Annotated in this window: 16 protein-coding genes and 1 riboswitch; of the genes, 14 read left to right on the top strand and 2 right to left on the bottom strand. The window is 30.7% G+C overall.

Going from position 1 to position 20,799, the window contains the following annotated elements:
• The first annotated feature begins 4 nt into the window (after nt 1-4).
• From ACUSRV_RS02310 to ACUSRV_RS02280, 7 genes are all read left to right on the top strand, one after another.
• A complete protein-coding gene (locus ACUSRV_RS02310) occupies nt 5-394 on the top strand; it encodes a hypothetical protein (RefSeq protein ID WP_490140295.1) in 390 nt (129 codons plus the stop codon).
• 192 nt (nt 395-586) lie between these two features.
• On the top strand, nt 587-4,123 hold the full coding sequence (locus ACUSRV_RS02305) for a leucine-rich repeat protein (protein ID WP_490140294.1): 3,537 nt from the start codon (nt 587-589) through the stop codon (nt 4,121-4,123).
• A gap of 167 nt (nt 4,124-4,290) precedes the next feature.
• The gene (locus ACUSRV_RS02300; protein ID WP_490140293.1) at nt 4,291-5,070 is read left to right on the top strand and encodes a tyrosine-protein phosphatase; all 780 of its coding nucleotides are present in this window, start codon (nt 4,291-4,293) and stop codon (nt 5,068-5,070) included.
• Nucleotides 5,071-5,123: 53 nt separating this feature from the next.
• Nucleotides 5,124-7,085, top strand: a complete 1,962-nt coding sequence (locus ACUSRV_RS02295) for an N-acetylmuramoyl-L-alanine amidase (protein ID WP_490140292.1) — start codon at nt 5,124-5,126, stop codon at nt 7,083-7,085.
• A gap of 79 nt (nt 7,086-7,164) precedes the next feature.
• Nucleotides 7,165-7,926, top strand: coding sequence for a prolipoprotein diacylglyceryl transferase (gene lgt / locus ACUSRV_RS02290; protein ID WP_490140291.1), 762 nt, complete (start codon nt 7,165-7,167; stop codon nt 7,924-7,926).
• A gap of 13 nt (nt 7,927-7,939) precedes the next feature.
• A complete protein-coding gene (gene rsmH, locus ACUSRV_RS02285; protein WP_490140290.1) occupies nt 7,940-8,875 on the top strand; it encodes a 16S rRNA (cytosine(1402)-N(4))-methyltransferase RsmH in 936 nt (311 codons plus the stop codon).
• A 64-nt stretch (nt 8,876-8,939) separates the two neighbouring features.
• Nucleotides 8,940-9,028: riboswitch (cyclic di-GMP riboswitch) on the top strand.
• Between the two features lie 54 nt (nt 9,029-9,082).
• Nucleotides 9,083-9,775 (top strand): CpsD/CapB family tyrosine-protein kinase, encoded by a 693-nt coding sequence (locus ACUSRV_RS02280; RefSeq protein WP_490140289.1) that lies wholly within the window; start codon nt 9,083-9,085, stop codon nt 9,773-9,775.
• Between the two features lie 148 nt (nt 9,776-9,923).
• Here the strand turns inward: ACUSRV_RS02280 and ACUSRV_RS02275 are convergent, their stop codons facing one another.
• Both ACUSRV_RS02275 and ACUSRV_RS02270 read right to left on the bottom strand, forming a co-directional pair.
• Nucleotides 9,924-10,058: a hypothetical protein gene (locus tag ACUSRV_RS02275; RefSeq protein WP_490140288.1), complete on the bottom strand. Its 135-nt coding sequence runs from the start codon at nt 10,056-10,058 to the stop codon at nt 9,924-9,926.
• A 135-nt stretch (nt 10,059-10,193) separates the two neighbouring features.
• Complete coding sequence (locus ACUSRV_RS02270; protein WP_490140287.1) at nt 10,194-10,754, bottom strand: hypothetical protein; 561 nt, start codon at nt 10,752-10,754, stop codon at nt 10,194-10,196.
• 186 nt (nt 10,755-10,940) lie between these two features.
• Between ACUSRV_RS02270 and ACUSRV_RS02265 the strand changes: the two genes are divergently transcribed.
• The 7 genes from ACUSRV_RS02265 to mraY all read left to right on the top strand — a co-directional run bounded on the left by ACUSRV_RS02265 (nt 10,941) and on the right by mraY (nt 20,628).
• Nucleotides 10,941-12,821, top strand: coding sequence for a M14 family zinc carboxypeptidase (locus ACUSRV_RS02265; protein ID WP_490140286.1), 1,881 nt, complete (start codon nt 10,941-10,943; stop codon nt 12,819-12,821).
• Nucleotides 12,822-12,838: 17 nt separating this feature from the next.
• Nucleotides 12,839-14,119 (top strand): L,D-transpeptidase family protein, encoded by a 1,281-nt coding sequence (locus tag ACUSRV_RS02260; protein WP_490140285.1) that lies wholly within the window; start codon nt 12,839-12,841, stop codon nt 14,117-14,119.
• A 166-nt stretch (nt 14,120-14,285) separates the two neighbouring features.
• Entirely contained in the window at nt 14,286-14,660 is a 375-nt protein-coding gene (locus ACUSRV_RS02255; protein WP_490140284.1) for a septum formation initiator family protein, read from the top strand.
• 19 nt (nt 14,661-14,679) lie between these two features.
• A complete protein-coding gene (locus ACUSRV_RS02250; protein ID WP_490140283.1) occupies nt 14,680-16,659 on the top strand; it encodes a stage V sporulation protein D in 1,980 nt (659 codons plus the stop codon).
• Between the two features lie 140 nt (nt 16,660-16,799).
• Nucleotides 16,800-18,254 (top strand): UDP-N-acetylmuramoyl-L-alanyl-D-glutamate--2,6-diaminopimelate ligase, encoded by a 1,455-nt coding sequence (locus ACUSRV_RS02245; protein ID WP_490140282.1) that lies wholly within the window; start codon nt 16,800-16,802, stop codon nt 18,252-18,254.
• A 1-nt stretch (nt 18,255) separates the two neighbouring features.
• Nucleotides 18,256-19,635 (top strand): UDP-N-acetylmuramoyl-tripeptide--D-alanyl-D-alanine ligase, encoded by a 1,380-nt coding sequence (locus ACUSRV_RS02240; protein WP_490140281.1) that lies wholly within the window; start codon nt 18,256-18,258, stop codon nt 19,633-19,635.
• Between the two features lie 27 nt (nt 19,636-19,662).
• Entirely contained in the window at nt 19,663-20,628 is a 966-nt protein-coding gene (gene mraY, locus ACUSRV_RS02235; RefSeq protein ID WP_490140422.1) for a phospho-N-acetylmuramoyl-pentapeptide-transferase, read from the top strand.
• The last annotated feature ends 171 nt before the right edge of the window (nt 20,629-20,799 follow it).

The raw sequence follows: 20,799 nt of genomic DNA, 5'->3' as shown, positions 1-20,799 counted from the left end.
TAAAATGGGGGATGAACCACCAAAGCCCGCAGTAACATTAGTTGATGATGAAAAAACAGAAATTCCTGTTGTTTTAGGTTCTTACTCATGGAAGTCGGAAGTTGATAAAGTAGGTCCGGAAGAATTACTAAAAAAGTATAAAACAGTTGTAGTACCAAGAAATTCTGAAATCAAAGTAAAGTTTGACTATAAACCTAACCCTTCTAGTATTAGAATCAGGGAACGAGATAAAGTTACACAAGATATAATAGTAGAAAAAAAGTTAAATGACAATGTGTTTAATGCTTCAGATGAAGTAGGTGATCATATGTATGAGATTGATGCTAAATGGGGAGAAAAAGGACCACAAGTTGATGGATCGGCTCTTTATTACTTTAAAGTAGAAGTTAAATAAAACATTTATTCAGGAAATAAGAGGTTGGATTAACCTCTTATTTTTTATTTATATTTAGAAAACTTAATATACAATTGTGGGATAAAGGCATAAAGATATATTGTAAAAGATTAATTAGTATATTAAAATCAAATTGAAAGTAATGAAATTTTAAAATTACTTTAATTGTAAATAATCATAAGGGGTGAATAAATGAGTAAACGAAGGTTATTTTTGGTCTTATTATATTTTGTTATTTTATTAACACCTACTTCAAAAGTGTTTGCATATTATGGCCAACAGTATGTAGATTCTAATGGAGTAGTCTACGAAGAAGAGTATGGAGGAAATTATACAGTAACGGGCTATAATGGAACAAGTAATGAAGTAATAATACCTGAAGTTGTTAATGGTAAGATTGTAAATGCAATTGATAGTTTCGCTTTTGATAATAAAACTTCAATTATTGCTATAGGGTTACCAGATACGATAACAAGTATAGGTGGCTTTGCATTTGATGATTGTAGTAATTTAAGAAGTATAAATATACCAGAAGGTGTAAATAGTATAGGTGCCTATGCATTTTCTGAATGTAGTAGCTTAACAAGTATAACTCTACCAAAAGTTGTAACCAGTATCGGTCACAACATATTTTCTAATTGTAGTAGCTTAACAAGTATAACTCTACCAAAAGGTATAACAAGTATAGGTGACTATGAATTTTATAATTGTAGTAGTTTAACAAGTATAACTCTACCAGAAGGGGTAACAAGTATAGGAAACGGTGCATTTAATAATTGTAGTAGTTTAACAAGTATAACTCTACCAAAAGGTATAACAAGTATAGGAAACAGTGCATTTAGTAATTGTAGTAGCTTAACAAGTATAATCCTCCCAGAAGGAGTAACAAGCATAGGAGATTTTGCATTTGATGACTGTAGTAATTTAATCAATATGATTCTGCCAAAAGGAGTAATGAGTATAGGAGACTATGTATTTAATAATTGTAGTAGCTTAACAAGTATAACTCTGCCAGAAGAAGTAACACATGTAGGAAATAGTGCATTTAATAATTGTAGTAGTTTAACAAGTATAACTCTGCCAGAAGGAGTAACAAGTATAGGAAATAGTGTATTTAATAATTGTAGTAGCTTAACAAGTATAACTCTGCCAGAAGGAGTAACAAGTATAGGAAATAGTGCATTTAATAATTGTAGTAGTTTAACAAGTATAACTCTTCCAAAAGGTATAAAAAGTATAGGTAACTACACATTTAATAATTGTAGTAGCTTAGCAAGTATAACTCTGCCAGAAGGATTAACGAGTATAGGAAATAGTGCATTTAATAATTGTGATAATTTAACAAATATAACAATACCACAAGGTGTGGTAAGTATAGGCGACAGTGTATTTAATTCTTGTAGTAGCTTAACAAGTATAACTCTCCCAGAAAGTCTAACAAGTATAGGGGATTTTGCATTTTTTTTCTGTTTTAAATTAACAAACATCACGATACCATGTGGAGTTACTAGTATAGGAGAATCTATAGTTTATAAGTCTAGTAATTTTAAAATCTTAGGTTATACAAATAGCTATGCTCATACTTATGCTGCTGCACAAGGGTATGCGTTTGAATCTATAGGTGATGCTTATGACCAGATTTTTACAGTGAGATTTAATACTAATTGTGAAACTAATATACTTGATAGTTCATTAAAATTTGGTAGTTTAATTACAAATATTCCCGAGTTAGTGAAAGATGGATGGGAATTTAGAGGGTGGTATAAAAATTCTACTTTCTTAATACCTTTTGATATAAATTCTGATAAAGTAAATAGTAATATTACCTTGTTTGCGAAATGGATTGCCAATGTAAATTTCGATACTCAAGGGGGTACTATTATAGAACCTTTACAAATTACTACTAGTGGGAAAATATCACAACCAGGCAATCCAGTTAAAACAGGATATGTCTTTGGAGGGTGGTACAAGGAAGCTAATTGTATAAATCCATGGGATTTTTCAAGTGATGAGATCACAAGAAGTACAACGTTATATGCTAAGTGGATTCCAAATACATATACAGTAAGCTTCGACTCTCAAGGAGGAAGTTTAGTAGATAATAAAAGTGCAGAGTATGATACTTTAATAACAGCTCCGACTGCTCCTACCAAAAAGGGATATACTTTTAATGGTTGGTATAAAGATTCAAATTATACTTTACCATGGAATTTTGAAGGTAGTTTAGTAAAATATGATACAATACTATATGCAAAGTGGACAATAAATAACTATAGTGTAAACTTTAATAGCCAGGGTGGAAGTATAGTAAGTGATAAAAATACAGATTACAATACTATAATAACAGCACCTGCGGAGCCAACAAAGACAGGTTACACGTTTGGCGGATGGTATAAAGAAGCTGCAGGCTTAAACCAATGGAACTTTGCAAAAGATAAAGTAACAGAAGATACAATATTATATGCAAAGTGGATAGCAAATAAATATAGTGTAAGTTTTAATAGTCAAGGTGGAAGTAAAGTGAGTGATAAAACTATAGACTATAACACTATAATAACAGCACCTGTGGAGCCAACAAAGACAGGTTATACATTCGGCGGATGGTATAAAGAACCTGAGTGTATAAATGAATGGGATTTAGTATTAGATAAAGTAACTCAAGATACAACAGTATATGCAAAATGGACAATAAATAAATACACAATTACGTTCAATAATCAAGTCAGTGTTGTTACTGATAAAACAGTCGAGTATGACACTAGCATAACAGAACCTCCTGTGCCTACTAGAACTGGTTATAAATTTAATGGATGGTATACTACACCAAATGGAGGAACAAAAATAATATTCCCTTATACAGTTAAGGATAATAGTACTTTATATGCACAATGGTCTGCCGTTGCCCCAAATAGTCCAACAGGCTTAAAAGCAGAATCGCTAGGTTATAACAGTACTAAACTTACTTGGAGTGCTGTTACTGGAGCAAGTGGATATGAGGTATATAGAGCAACATCAAGTACAGGAACATATACTTTATTGACTAGTACTACAAGTTTAAATTATACAAATGCTGGATTAACAACTAATAGTACATATTATTATAAAATAAGAGCATATAAAACAGTTGGAACGACTAAATTATATAGTGGTTATACAACTGTAGTAAGTGCAAAGCCTATACCTTCGATACCTACAAATTTAGTAGCAAAATCATTAAGTTATAATAGTAATAAACTTACTTGGAGTGCCGTTACTGGAGCGAGTGGTTATGAGGTATATAGAGCAACATCAAGTACAGGAACATATACATTATTAACTAGAACGACAGGTTTAAGTTATACAAATACAGGATTAACAACTAATAGCACATATTATTATAAGATTAGAGCATATAGAACAGTTGGAACAACTAAAGTATATAGTGGCTATACAACTGTAGTAAATGCAAAGCCTACGCTTTCAGTGCCTACAAATTTAGTAGTTAAAAGAGTTAGTTCAACAAGTACAAAGCTTACTTGGGGTTATGTTACTGGAGCAAGTGGATATGAGGTATATAGAGCAACATCAAGTACAGGAACATATACTTTATTAACCAGAACGACAAGTTTAGGTTATACAAACTCAGGATTAAAAGCTAATACTGCGTATTATTATAAGGTTAGAGCATATAAAACTGTTGGAACAACTAAAGTATACAGTGGTTATACAACTGTAGTACTTGTTAAGTAGTAATATAAAATACGACTTCCTTATTTTAGGAGTCGTATTTTTTATTGCTATGAAATATGTGTTTTAGGTAGATATATAAATATGGTATTATTTAGTTAACTATATATTCGATAATAAATTACAAAATATATAAATTTTATACATTAAAGTTATGAAAGGGGCCTTTTATGATAGATATACATTGTCATATACTTCCTGAAATAGATGATGGGGCTAAGACTATAGAGGAATCTATAATGATGGCAAGGATAGCAAGTGAAGAAGGTATAAAAAAGATTATAAGTACTTCTCATTACCATCCAGATTCTAAGTTTATTATGGGGAAAGAGTTAGAAAATAAAGTAGAAAATTTAAATGAGATATTAAGAGAAAATAATATAGATTTAGAAGTTTATATAGGTAATGAACTTTATTATACTGTAGATTTAATGAGTAGATTAGATGAGCTTGATTTTTATACATTAAATAATAGTAAATACATATTAATTGAGTTTTCACCTATAAAGTTTCCAGATAACTTAACCGATATTATATATGAATTTAAATTAAAAGGATACATACCTGTACTTGCCCATATAGAAAGATACGATAATATAATTGAAAATCCAAACTTAGTTTACGAGTATATAAATGAAGGTGCATTAATACAAGTTAATGCAAGCAGTATAGTAGGAAAAAATGGTAAAGAAATAAAAAGACTATGCGATATATTATTAGAGTGTGATATGGTTCATTTTGTAGGAACTGATGCTCATGGAAGTGATAAAAGAAGACCATTAGTTAATGATGCTTATTATTATGCTGAAAAAAAAATAGGGTTAAGAAGAGCTAAGAAAATATTTTTTAGTAATCCTGAAAATATGATAAAAAACGACAAAATAATTATAATAGAACCCAAAAAATGTAAAAAGAAACGTATATTTAGTAGAATATTTAGTAGTTTTTAATGTATAATAATACAATTAAAAGGTATAAAAATACTAAAAACAAGGAGGTCATGATGAATAGCAAAAAATTAATGTCAGTTATAGGAGCAAGTATTGTTGCAATAACCATGAATTATACAGATGTTCATGCAGAATATAAAATGGCAAAGGTAACAGCAACTTCACTTAATTTTAGAACGGGTCCGGGGACTACATATAGTTCAATAACTAGTATAAAACAAGGAACCGTAGTAGAGGTATTAGGATATACTGGAGATTGGGCAAAAATAAAATATAACAATGTAATAGGATATGTATCTAAAATATATTTAACTGAAATAAGTACAAGTACTACTACTAGTCCTACAACAGTTACAAAAATGGTTGTAACATCTAGTACTTTAAATGTAAGATCAGGAGCTGGAACTACTTATAGCATTCTTGGAACTTTAGTTAAAGGGAATACAGTAGAAGTAGTTGCAAAGCTAAGTAATGGATGGAGTAAAATAAAATATGGAAGCGGATATGGATATGTAAGTAGTTCTTATTTACAAACACCAGCAACAAGTACAATACCAACTCCAACACCTACAGTTACAAAAATGGTTGTAACATCTAGTACTTTAAATGTAAGGTCAGGAGCTGGAACTACTTATAGCATTCTTGGAACTTTAGTTAAAGGGAATACAGTAGAAGTAGTTGCAAAGCTAAGCAATGGATGGTACAAAATAAAATACGGAAGCGGATATGGATATGTAAGTAGTTCTTATTTACAAACACCAACAACAAGTACAACACCAACACCTACAGTTACAAAAATGGTTGTAACATCGAGTACTTTAAATGTAAGATCAGGATCTGGAACTACTTATAGCATTCTTGGAACTTTAGTTAAAGGAAATACAGTAGAAGTAGTTGAAAAGTTAAGTAATGGATGGAGTAAAATAAAATACGGAAGCGGATATGGATATGTAAGTAGTTCTTATTTACAAACACAAACAACAAGTACAACACCAACACCTACAATTACAAAAATGGTTGTAACATCTAGTACTTTAAATGTAAGGTCAGGAGCTGGAACTACCTATAGTATTATAGGAACTTTAGTTAAAGGAAATACAGTAGAAGTAGTTGAGAAGTTAAGTAATGGATGGTTCAAAATAAAATACGGAACTGGATATGGATATGTAAGTGGAGCTTATTTAGTTGCACAAAATACTGGAAATGTTGTAGGTGGTGAAACAGTTGTAGTTAAGTATGTTAATTCAAGTACTTTAAATATAAGAACTTCACCTACTGGTACAGTCATAGGAACTTTCAGATATGGAGACAAAGTAGAAGTAGTTAGTATAAGTGGTGAATGGTCTAAAATTAAATATAACAATGGATATGCTTATGTATATAGTAGTTATTTATCTAACGAAGTTGGACAAAGACCACTTCCAGTACCTACAGTTACTCCATATATAGCAGACCCTGGAAAAAATGCTAAACCAACTATAGCTGTTGATATAGGACACAATGTTTCATACAATACTGGAGCAGTATATGGTGTATATAAGGAAGATTATTTAACTAAGGTAGTAGGCGAAAAAGTTATATATAAACTTAGAAGTATGGGATATCATGTAATATCTACACTGCCTACATCTGCAACTAGCCAAGTAGATTCTTTACAAAAAAGATGTGATGCTGCTAACTCAGGTGGTGCAAACCTATTTGTATCTATTCACTTTAACAAAGGTGGAGGATATGGTACAGAGATTTTTTATTCAAAAGAAGCTGGTGCAAAAACTAAAGCTGAAAACGTAATAAATCTTATAGATGATCTTGGATTTAGAAATAGAGGCGTTAAATACGGTGAATATATTGCAGATACACAAAATGGATTATATGTATTAAATCGCACGAGTATGCCAGCTATATTGGTTGAGGGATGCTTCATAGATACTTCTGATATGAATACATTTATAAATTACGGCCCAGCTATATACGATAAAATGGCGGATGCTATAGTAAATGGTTTAATTAAATAGAAAATTAGATAAATATAATGTTATAATAAAAACTAGGCTATAATACTAAAGTCTAGTTTTTATTTTTGGAGGTGTCGTTATGGATCGTATAGCTTTTAGTATATTTGGCATAGACATAATGTGGTATGGAATACTAATGGCAACGGGTATGATAGTGGCCACTATTATAGGTTTGAGAGAAGCAAAGAGACTAAATATAAGCGAAGATGATATACTTAATATAGTTCTTGTAGGAATACCAGCAGGTATAATTGGTGCAAGGTTGTATTATGTTATTTTTGAATGGGATTATTATGGTGCTAATCCATCTCAGATACTTAACTTCAGAGGTGGAGGAATGGCGATACATGGAGCTTTAATAGGTGGATTTTTAGCTGGATACCTATATTGTAGAATTAAAAAATTAAATTTCTTAAAGATGGCAGATACATTAGTTATAGGTATACCTTTAGCACAAGCTATAGGGAGATGGGGAAACTTCTTAAATAAGGAAGCTCATGGTGGTCCTACAAATTTACCTTGGGGCATAATGGTAGATGGTCAAAAGGTACATCCAACATTTTTATATGAATCTATATGGAATATAGGAGTATTTACATTTTTAATGTTATATAGGAAGAATAAAAAATATGAAGGTGAAGTTACCGTTTTATATATAATTGCTTATTCAATAGGTAGATTCTTCGTAGAAGGACTTAGAACTGATAGCTTAATGTTAGGGCCTCTTAGAATGGCTCAAGTTATAAGCTTAGCTGGAATAATAGTTGCTGTAATAATTCATGTATATTTAAGCAAGAAATCTAAAAATATAATAGATAATAAAGAAATAAATGAAAAATAAGGAGAGTTAATATATGGAATTTCATCACGTATCAGTGCTTTTAAATGAATGTATAGATAATTTGGATATAAAACCTGATGGTATATATGTAGATTGTACATTAGGTGGAGCTGGTCACTCTAAGGAAATAGTTAAAAAACTTGGACCTAATGGTCTTTTGGTATGCTTTGATCAAGATATAAATGCTATAAATACTGCAAAAGAAAGACTTAGTGATTATTCTGATAGAGTTAAACTTGTTCATAGAAACTTTGTTCATTTAAAAGAAGAATTAGAAAACTTAGGTATTAATAAAATAGATGGAGTTTTGGCAGACTTGGGAGTATCATCTCATCAACTTGATGAAGCCGAAAGAGGTTTTTCATATATGCAAGATGCTCCACTTGATATGAGAATGGATATAAGAAGTCCACTATCTGCATACGAAGTTGTAAATGAGTATGACGAGAAAGATCTTGCTAGAATAATAAGAGACTATGGCGAAGATAATTGGGCTAAGCGTATAGCACAATTTATAGTACAAGAAAGACAAGAAAAACCTATAGAAAGTACTGGAGAACTTGTTGAGGTAATAAAAAAAGCAGTACCTAAAAAGGCTAGAATGGACGGCCCTCATCCAGCTAAGAGAACTTTCCAAGCTATAAGAATAGAAGTAAACAATGAACTTGGAATAATAAACGAGATGATAGAAGATGCAACTTCAATATTAAATCCTGGTGGTAGAATATGTATAATAACTTTCCATTCTCTAGAGGATAGAATAGTTAAAAATGCTTATAAAGATTTGGCTATTGATTGTATATGTCCACCGGAACTTCCTATATGTCAATGCGATAAAGAATCTCTTTTAAAAATTATAAGTAGAAAACCTATATTACCATCAGATGAAGAAATAGAAGTAAATCCTAGATCTAGAAGTGCAAAATTGAGAGTTGCACAAAAAATATAGAGAAAATAGTCGATTTTTGTTTGCAATAAATCAGAAAAGTGATAAAATTTAAATCAGGATTAAAATTCGATAAAGGCAAATCTAGGGAAACTTAGAGACGCAAAGCTAAAGGGGCTAATTTTATTAATATAATTATGCTAGCCAGTTGCCGAAAAGTCGGCTATGAGTTTTGATTCGCAAGTACGTTAAAGATACAGGAGGTAACTTGTGAAAAATATTATATCCCATTCAGATCCTAAGTCACCTATATCAGAAGCATATAGAAGTATAAGAACTAGTATAGAGTTTAGTAATATAGATAAAAATATAAAAACTATAGTTGTAACTAGTTCAATGCAAGGTGAAGGGAAGAGCACTACAGCTTGTAATTTGGCAGTATCCTTTGCTAACTTAGGAAAGAAAATCTTGGTACTAGATTGTGATCTAAGAAGGCCAAGTATTCATAAGCAATTTGGAATTACAAATATACACGGCTTGATTGATGTTATTTTAGATTATAAAAACCTTGATGAATGCATTCAAAGAACTGATATAGAAAACTTAGATATAATCACATCTGGCCAGATACCACCAAATCCATCAGAGATGTTGAGTTCTAACAAGATGAGGAATTTAGTTAATAGTTTAAAAGATAATTATGACTATATTATATTAGATACTCCACCGGCTGGAATAGTAACTGATGCAGCTGTATTATCTAGTTATTGCGATGGAGTAATAATGGTATGTGCTTCTGGAGAAGTAGATATAGAAATGGCAAAAATAGCTAAAGAGCGTTTAAATAAAGTTAATGCTAAAATACTTGGAGCAGTTCTTAATAAGATGAAAATAGACAAGAATAAGTATTCAAATTATTACTATGGGGAAGATATTCCAAAGAAAAAACGCAAAAGAAACTAAAGAAATCTCCTAAGTCATATTATAATATGACTTAGGAGATTTTTTGTTATACTATATTATTTTCTTATGAACCATACGTGCACCAATTAGAGCAGCAGCTACTGTAGATACAGTAGCTATAGCTATATTTTTATATATTTTATTATAATTATTTATATTCATTTTTATTAGCTAAAGTATCACTAGGTTCAAGCCCACTACCATCTTCACGAACCCAATACCATGGTCCACCTAAATTGGCACCACCTGAAAATTCTCTTTCCTCATCTGTCCAATTTTCCATATTAGGATACTCTCTAGTATGATAGTATTTACGTCCATTAAACTCTTGAATACTGTCACCTTCATAAAAAATAATATCATCGTAATTATTAAAATATTTATATGCATATTCTACAGCTATCTTATCTGTAAATTCTTAATTAGAATTTATAGGTTTAGATGCTATGAAATCCTCCATTGTTCCATCAGGATAATAAGAAACAACTTTTTTAGTATATTTATGTACACATATAGCATCTTCAAATGAGTTGTATTCATTTCCATATATAAACGCATGATAATTATTCTTTATTTCCTTTGGCAATACGTCACCTTCTATAAGAGTATAATTGTACTCATTTCCATTTAAATCCTTCAGTATTTTTAAAGCTTCGTTAACTGTTATCGCTTCTTCAGCGTTTTCCTTCTTTTTAATTGTAGTTATTTTTTCTTCTAGATCGTTTAATTTAGAGTTATATTCTTTAGACAAATCACTATTTTTAGATTTTAATTCTTTTATTAATTTAGTAGCATCATCATATTTCTTATTAGAAATAAATTCTTCAATTTCCTTGATTTTTTTGTTTAAACTTTCTTCACTAATTTTCATTTCTGTTGAAGTTTTATTTTCTTCTTCTTCTGTTATTTTTTCATTTCCTTTACATCCTGTCAGCATTAGAATTACTAAAGTTATTAATATTAAGACTTTTTTTCTCACAGTAAAATCTTCCTCTCTTAAAATAATGTAAAAATATTCCACTGAAATATATTATAAGTGATTTTATTATCTAATGTATAAATTTTTGGAAAAGTTTAGAATATGTAAAAAAATAAAGGAATATAAATAAATATGTAGTAATATGTAAATATAAGGTATATTATAATATTTTTAGGGGGTAAGACAGTGAAGAAAATTTTGACGTTATTAATTTCATTTATTTTATGTTTTACGCAAATATCTTGGGGGCAGACGAAAGTAGTAGATACATCTAAAACTTATACCTACACCCAAATGGAAAGCGATTTATTTGAACTTCAAGAAATGTATCCAGATTTAATAAAGGTAAGTGTAATAGGACAATCGGAATATGGACGCAATATATATGAAGCTAAATTAGGCACAGGAGATGCAATACTTCATATTAACGGATCTCATCATGCTAGAGAGTGGATTAGTACAACACTGACTATGAAGATGCTTGAAGATTTAGCTATAGGTTACAAGAATAATGAAAAATGGTCTGTATACAATATTAGAGAAATTTTAAATAAAACAACTATATCATTCGTTCCTATGGTAAATCCAGATGGAGTTACATTACAACAATCTGGGTTAACGGAGTTTCCAAAGAGCGTTCATCAAAGTATTATTGCTATGAACAATGGCAGTACAAACTTTAAGCGTTGGAAGGCAAATGCAAAAGGAATAGATTTGAATCGTCAATATAATGCAAACTGGTATTCGTATTCAACACCAACTAAACCTAGTTATGCTGGGTTTAAAGGTTATAAACCAGAAGAAGCAAAGGAAGTAATTAGTTTATTAAACTTAGTAAGAAATGATAATCCTGAAATGGTTCTTTCTTATCATAGTTCAGGGGAACTAATATTCTGGAAGTATGGACAAGATGCTGCTAGATTACAAAGAGATCAAGTTTATGCAAATAAGTTAGCATCATTCACAGGATATGACTTAGTAAATAGTGGATATGGTATAAATGATGGTAAAGGTTTTAAAGATTGGTTCGTTCAAACAACTAAAAAGCCAGGATTTACCCTTGAATTAAGCCCATATGTGGGTGAAACAAATGTACCACTTTCAAACTTTAGTACAATATGGAATCAAAATAAATATGTGCCACTTTATTTGGCACAAGAAAGTTATAATCTATATTTTAAGAGAGTTGGAGATATAGAAACAAGTTTTAAAGAATTAAAGGATGTTAATAGTGATTATAGAATGATTATGGATATAACAGAAAATGGTTCAGAAATTAAGGAACCAAGTAGCGTTAAGGCTAAATTAGTAGGACCAAATGGACAAGTAATACAATTAACTCGTAAGTTTAAAGCAAGTACCTATGAGTGGCAATTTGCAATAGAAAAAGACAAAATACCAGCCACTGGAACATATACAATGTATGTAGAGTATAAAGGTATATCTAAAAAAGTAACAACACTAAACTTACAAAAACCACCAATAGATTGGAATTACAGCTTTAAAGACTTAAAAGACATGAATGTTGATTATAGAATGTATGTAGATTTAATTGAAAATGGTTTAGGAATTAAAGACCCAAGTAAAGTTAATGCTAAATTAGTAGGACCAAATGGAGAAATAATACCATTAATTCGTAAGTTTAAAGCGAGCACATATGAGTGGCAATTTGCAATAGAAAAAGCAAAGTTGCCGACAAATGGAACATATGCAATGTATATTAATTACGAGGGTATAGAAAAAAAGATAACAGAACTAAGTTTAGAAAAAGAACAAGTTAATTGGAGCTATAAATTTAAAGCATTACAAAATATGACTGTTGATTATAGAATGTTTGTAGATTTATTAGAAGGTAGTTCAGGTATTAAAGATCCAAGTTATGTTAGTGCTAGATTAGTAGGACCAAATGGAGAAGAAATACCATTAACTCGTAAGTTTAAAGCAAGCACATATGAGTGGCAGTTTGCAATAGAAAAAGCAAAATTACCTACTAGTGGATCTTACAAGCTATATATTAAATATAAAGAAATAGAAAAAGAAGTATCTAATTTTATATTAAATAAATAGTTTTTAGGGAGAGAGTTATGTATAAAAAAACTTATATTTTTCTAATTGTAATATTTATTACTGTAATGTCGGGATTAACGGCTTCTGCAGAAGTGTATTGGAACTATAGATTTATAGAACTGAAAGATATGAATGCTGATTATAGAATGCATGTAAATTTAACAGAAAGTAATTCTGGAATTAAAGATTCAAGTAAGGTCAGCGCTAAGCTAGTAGGACCAAATGGAGAAGAAATACCATTAACTCGTAAGTATAGAGCAAGCACATATGAATGGCAATTTGCAATAGAAAAAGATAAACTCCCAGTAAGTGGAGTTTATACAATGTATATTAATTACACCGGTGTAGAGAAAAAAATAACTACATTAAACTTGGAAAAAGGAAATGAACAAGTAAAAGAAATAGTATATTGGAACTATAGATTCAAAGAATTAAGAGATATGAGCACTGATTATAGAATGTATGTAAATTTAACGGAAAGTAATTCTGGAATTAAAGATTCAAATAATGTTAGTGCTAAATTAATAGGACCAAATGGAGAAGAAATACCATTAGCTCGTAAGTATAGAGCAAGCACATATGAGTGGCAATTTGCAATAGGAAAAGATAAATTACCAGTAGATGGATATTACAAGATGTATATAGATTATGGTAATTTAGAAAAACAAATAACAATATTATCACTTAGTAAAATAATTAATGAACCTGAAATTGCTAAAACAAATACTGCAAAAATTGCAGAACAAATTATAGCAGTTAAACATACTAGTGGATCCTATGCAAAGATCGAAGTATATGAAAAGGTAAACGGCATTTGGAAGACAGTGTTTACTACTACTGGTAGAACAGGAAAAAATGGTGTAACATATGATAAAAGAGAAGGAGATGGAAAATCTCCAGTTGGAGTATTTACTATGTCAAAGGGATTTGGTATAGCAAATAACCCAGGAACAAATTATTTACCTTATACAGTTTTAGGACCTAATGATTATTGGGTAGATGATCCAAATTCACAATACTACAATATGTGGATGAAAGGGCCTGCAGATGGAAGATGGAATAGCGCTGAAGCTTTATATAATTACAAGGAAGCATATAAGTATGCTACTGTAATAGATTATAATACAGAAAGAATACCATATAAAGGCTCTGCAATATTTTTGCATGTTAGTACAGATGGCCCTACTTCAGGATGTATATCTTTAGATGAAAATTCTTTAGTTAAGATTATGAAATGGATAAATCCAAGTAAAGCAAGGATAATAATTGCTCCAGAAAATGATATAATGAATTTTTAAAATTGTAATTAATAAGTTATAAGCGTCTTTATTTAAAGGCGCTTATTTTTATGTAAAAATTTGGAGAACGTTTCTTGGTATTTTTTGAAGGAACGAAAATATAAACGTTGAAATTATAAGTATTGTATTTTTTTATTTTTCTTTTTTATTTGTAGGGGGGAACCATATGAGAGAACGCACTAATGTAAAACATATTAATGAATATAAAACAAAAAAAGTGAATAAGAATAATAATGAAAAGAAAGCAAAAAAGAAGAAACTGAAGAGGAAAATATTTAAAAAAATAGTTAAAGCGTCTTCAATTTTGACAGTTTTGGGTCTTACTATAGCAATTTTGTGCGGATATTCTATAGTTAGTGAACTAAAATACGAATTAAATGCCTTAAACAAAGAACTAGATAAAAAACTAGAGAAAAAAGACAACATTAGAGTTGAATTAGATGTATTGAGTAAAAGTGGGTACATAGAAGAAGAGGCGAAAACAAGACTCAACATGGATAGTCCACAAGGGGATCAAATAGAGTATATAGATGTTGAGTAGGTAATTGGGGGGATGAGTTTTGAGTAAGTTAAAAGGGATAGGTAAAAAGCGTTTGGTAATTGTTTTGGCGCTTGCTTGCTTTGCGTTTTTGGGACTTATATTTCGAACCGGATATATACAACTTGTTAAGGGAACTTGGTTAAACCAACTTGCACTAGCGCAGCAAACCAGGGATATACCTATAGAGCCTAAAAGGGGAGCTATATACGATAGAAATATGAAAGAGCTAGCTGTAAGTGTTACTAAATATACAATATGGTGTAAGCCTGTTGAGGTAAAAGACAAAGAAGAAGCAGCTAAGAAAATAAGTGAGATAATAGGGGAAGATTATGACAAGGTACTAAAGTCTGTAAGTAGAAAAGACATGGCTCTTGTTATGGTAAAAAGATGGGTAGAAGATGATCAAGCTGAAAAAATAAGAACATCAAAGGTACCTGGAATATGGGTAGCTGAAGATAATCAAAGATATTATCCATATGGAAATTTTGCTGCCCATATATTAGGTCACACAGCATCTGATGCAACTGGTATATCTGGTATAGAAATGGAATATGACAAACACCTAAGAGGAACAAAAGGAAAATTAGTTGTAAGTACAGATGCTTCAGGTAGAGAGATACCTTATGGAAGTGAAAAATACTTTGAACCTGTAGAGGGAAATGGAATAGTACTTACTATAGATGAGGTTATACAACATTATATAGAAAAGGCAGTTCAAAAGGCATATGAAATTAATAGTGCCAAAAGGGTTACAGTTATAGCTATGGACCCTAAAACGGGAGATATAGTTGGAATGGCATCAAAGCCAGATTATGATCCTAATAATCCAAGAGAACCTATATATCCTGCATGGGAAGAAGAACTTAATAGCTATAGCGATAAGGATCAAATAAAAGGTTTATTTAAAATGTGGAGAAATCCAGCTATAAGTGATACATATGAACCAGGATCTACTTTCAAACTTATAACATCATCAGCAGCAGTTGAAGAAGGTGTTATAAAAGATGGCGAAAAATTCAACGATCCAGGATTTGTAATGGTTGAAGGTAGAAGAATAAAATGTTGGAGACATTATAGACCACATGGTCTACAAACATTCCCTGAAGCAGTTCAAAACTCATGTAACCCAGTATTCGTTGAACTTGGTCAAAGACTTGGAGTTGCAAAGTTATATGATTATATAGAAGCATTTGGACTTATGAAGGTTACAGGTGTAGATTTACCAGGGGAAGCAAAGGGTATATTATATGCTGAAAAAAATGTCGGTCCTGTTGAACTTGCAACAATATCATTTGGTCAATCTATATCAGTTACACCAATACAGCTTATAACTGCTATATCTGCAATAGCAAATGATGGTGAATTAATGCAACCTAGAGTTGTAAAACAGTATGTTGATAATCAAGGCAATATTACACAGAATATAGATCCTAAAATGGTTAGACAGGTAGTATCTAAAGAAACAGCAAAAGAGATGATGGATGTAATGAATTCAGTTGTTAGCAAAGGGTCTGGTAAGGCAGCTTATTTACCTGGATACAGAGTTGGAGGTAAAACTGGTACTGCACAAAAGGTTATAGATGGTGTTTATGCTCAAGGAAAATATATAACTTCATTTGTAGGTGTAGCTCCAACAGATGATCCTAGGCTTGTAGTATTAGCTATAGTTGATGAACCATCAGGAGTTGCAGCATTTGGTAGTACAACTGGTGGACCTATAATAAAGGAAATAATGGCTGAATCATTAAAATATTTAGGAGTTGAACCTAAATATACAGAAGAAGAGCAAGCTGAGTTTGTAAAAGAACAAGTGGTTGTTCCAGATGTAAGAAATTTAACTTTAGAGGATGCTAGTAAGGTTTTGGAAGAAGCTAGACTTAAACATATAGTGGATGAAGATATACATGTTGATGAAAATGGAAAAATAATTGATATGTTCCCAAAGCCAGGAGTTAAGGTACCTGTAGACTCTGGTATAGTGTTATATTTAAAGCATTAAAGTCACAAACATCTTTAAAAAAGTTATATTTTGTTATATAATTAATAAGTTATAATATGGAGTTTATTGATAAAGGCAATGTATATAAGATATACATTGCCTTTTAATTAGAGGATGAAATAATTTTAGGAGGTAAATGTATGTTACTTAAAGATATAATAAAAAATTTAGATATTATAGACATAAAAGGAAACTTAGATATAGAGATAGATAATGTTCAATATGATTCAAGAAAAGTTGGCCATAATGGACTTTTTGTTTGTGTTAGAGGATTTAATGTTGATGGACATGACTTTATACAAAGTGCCCTTGACAAAGGAGCTATAGCTTACATAGTTGAAGAAGATATGTATGTAGACGGATATACATTTATAAAAGTAGCTGACAGTAGACGTGCTATGGCAAGTGTTGCAGATAATTTCCACAACAACCCAACTAAAGAGTTAAACGTAATAGGTGTTACTGGGACAAACGGTAAAACTAGTATAACAAATTACCTAAAAGATATATTGAACTTAAATGGTGAAAAAATAGGCCTTATAGGTACTATAAAAATAGCAATAGGAGATAAAGAAATAGAATCAAGTTCAACTACTCCAGAAAGTATAGACCTTCAAGGATACTTCAAAGAAATGCTAAATAGCGGGTGTAGATATTGCGCTATGGAGGTTTCATCTCATTCATTAGAATTAAATAGAGTTGACGATAGTGAATTTAAATTAGGCATATTTACTAACTTAACTCCAGACCACTTAGATTTCCACAAAAATTTAGAAGAATATAGAAAAGCAAAAGAAAAGTTATTTTATAAAACTACTTTGGCTAATATTATAAATATAGACGATAAAGGTGGCCAAGAAATATATGAAAATATAAAAAACTTAAAAACTCCTGCTTATACTTATGGTATAGATAATAAAGCTGATTTTTATGCTAAGGATATACAAATAGATTATAAAGGGGTAAAATATACTTTGGTTACTCCAACTTATGAGACTGAAATGTATGTACCAGTTCCAGGAAAATTCACAGTATACAATTCTTTAGCAGTTGCTGCAGCGTCTTATTTACTACAAATACCTAAGGAAATTATAATACAAGGATTCCAAAATACTAAGGGAGTTGCAGGTAGATTTGAAAGTGTTCCAAACGATAAAGAAATAAGTGTTATAGTTGATTATGCGCATACACCAGATGCACTTGAAAATATCTTAAAAACAGCACAAGGGTTTGCAAAAGGAGATATAATAACAGTATTTGGTTGTGGTGGAGATAGGGATAAAAGCAAGAGACCTGTTATGGGTTCAATAGCTCAAGAATACTCAAATTATTGTATAGTAACTTCTGATAATCCAAGAACTGAAGACCCAAAGGAAATAATAAAAGATATATTAAATGGGTTAGACAAAGAAAAATCAAACTTTGAAGTTGTTGAAGATAGAAAAGAAGCTATAAGAACTGCTATAAAAAAAGCTAAAAAGGGCGATGTAGTTATAATAGCAGGTAAAGGTCATGAAAATTATCAAATAATAGGAAAAACTAAATACCATTTTGACGATAAAGAAATTGCTATAGATTGTCTTAAGGAGGTATAGTATGGAATCTTTAACTATTAAAGAATTGTTAATATCTACAAATGGAAATCTTCTTTGTGGAAATGATACCGACAAAATAAATAATGTTGTTATAGATAGTAGAAAAGCAAAATTAGGAGATGTTTTTATAGCTATAATAGGCGAAAGCTTAGATGGACATAATTTCATAAATAGTGCCTATGAAAATGGATGTAAAACATTTATAAAAAACAAAAGTAATAGCATAAATTTACAAATTCAGGACATAAATTTAATAGAGGTAGAAGATACAACTTTGGCTATTGCACATATAGCAAAATATTATAAATCAAAATTCAAAATACCATATATAGGTGTTACTGGAAGTGTAGGAAAGACTACTACTAAGGACATGATATATGCTACATTATCTAATAAATTTAATACATTAAAAAACGAAGGTAACTTTAACAATCATATAGGAGTTCCTTTGACTTTATTTAATTTAAATTCACAACATCAATGTGCTATAATAGAAATGGGAATGTCGAATTTTGGGGAAATAGAGCATTTAGCAAATACAGTTCATCCTAAAATAGCAGTTATATCAAACATAGGACTTTCTCATATAGAAAACCTTGGATCACAAGAAGGTATATTTAAATCAAAAATGGAGATAACTAAAAATTTTGGTCCTGAAAATACATTAATAGTAAATGGAGACGACAAATTCCTAGGTACACTAAAATTGGAAATTCTTAATTACAATTTAAAGACTTTTGGATTTGAAAAAGACAATACTATATATTGTAGTGATTATATTATGGATGATGAGAGTATAACTTTTAAATGCGTTATAGACAATTTAGAAGAAACATTCTTTATACCGACAATAGGAAAACACAATATATACAATGCTATGGCCGGAATACTTGTAGGAATTAACTTAGGACTGTCAATGGATGAAATAAAAGAAGGGCTACGAAACTTTAAAGCTACTAAAATGAGACTAGATATAATAAAAAATGAGAAATTAACTATAATAAATGACGCTTACAATGCTAGTCCAGATTCTATGAAAGCTGCTCTTGACATATTAGGAAGATATAAGGAAAGAAAAGTAGCAATACTAGGAGATATGTTTGAAATGGGAGATATTGCAGAATACGGTCATAGATTAGTTGGTAGTCACTCAATTGGCAAAACTGACATATTAATAACTGTTGGGGAAAATTCAAAATTCATAGGACATGAAGCGATAGATAAAGGACTAAATAAAGAGAATGTATACCATTTTGAAACTCGTGAAGAAGCTATAAACAACATTGATAAAATTATAAAAGATAAAGATGTCGTGTTAGTAAAAGGTTCTAGAGGAATGAAGATGGAAGAGATAGTTCAGTATCTTAACAACAGGAAGTAGCTAACTAAGGGAGAGGAGATTGAATAAATTATGCTAGGAATATCAGAACTAATGTATACCGCAATAGTTGCATTTTTAATAGTGCTTATATTAGGACCAATATTTATACCAATGCTTACTAGATTTAAGTTCGGTCAAACTGTAAGAGAAGATGGTCCACAAACACATTTATCTAAAAACGGAACACCTACTATGGGTGGATTGATAATGATAGTTGCTATACTTTTAACTTGTCTTACAAGAAGTGATGTAAATAATGATATGGTTATTGGGCTTATATGTATAGCTGGATTTGGGTTTGTAGGATTTTTAGATGACTATATAAAAATAGTTATGAAAAGATCTCTAGGACTTAGAGCTTATCAAAAGATAATACTGCAATTAGCTTTAGCTACATTTATATCTTATTATCAATATAAAGTTTCACCAGATGCATCACAATTAGTTGTACCTTTTACTGATTATGTTATAAACATAGGTGCAGCTTATATTCCATTTATGGTGTTCATTATAATTGCAACTGTTAATGCAGCAAACTTAACAGATGGACTTGATGGATTGGCTTCTGGGGTTACTTTAATAGTTATGGCATTCTTTATGTTTCTTGCAACTAGATATGGAAATACAGAAGTAGCTGTATTATGTGCAGCAGTAGTTGGAGCTTGTCTAGGCTTCTTAGGATTTAACTCATATCCAGCTAGGATATTTATGGGAGATACAGGATCTATGGCATTAGGTGGAGCTGTTGTTGCAGCAGCCATACTTACTAATTCTGTACTTGTTATACCTATTGTAGGTGGAATATATTTTGCAGAAGCATTATCAGTTATAATGCAAGTTGGATATTTTAAACTAACTGGTAAAAGAGTATTTAAAATGGCTCCAATTCACCATCACTTTGAACAATGTGGATGGCCTGAAGTTAAAGTAGTTAATAGGTTTTATATGGTAACTATATTACTTGCTTGGATAAGTATAATAGCATTATTTTAGCAACGGACCTTTTAAGGTCGTTGGCGATATGAGCAAAGCGAATTTTTAAGCAAGGTCCCTTTTCTGAGGGATGTTGGCGATATGAGTATAGCGAATTTTAAGCAACGGGCCTGCTTTTCAAGGCTGTTGGCGACATGAGCATAGCGAATTTTTAGATCGGGGGAAATGGTT

This window comes from Sporacetigenium sp. TC11, from assembly GCF_058146105.1.
Note: the sequence above shows the minus strand (reverse complement) of the source record. Positions and strands in the feature narration are given on the sequence as shown.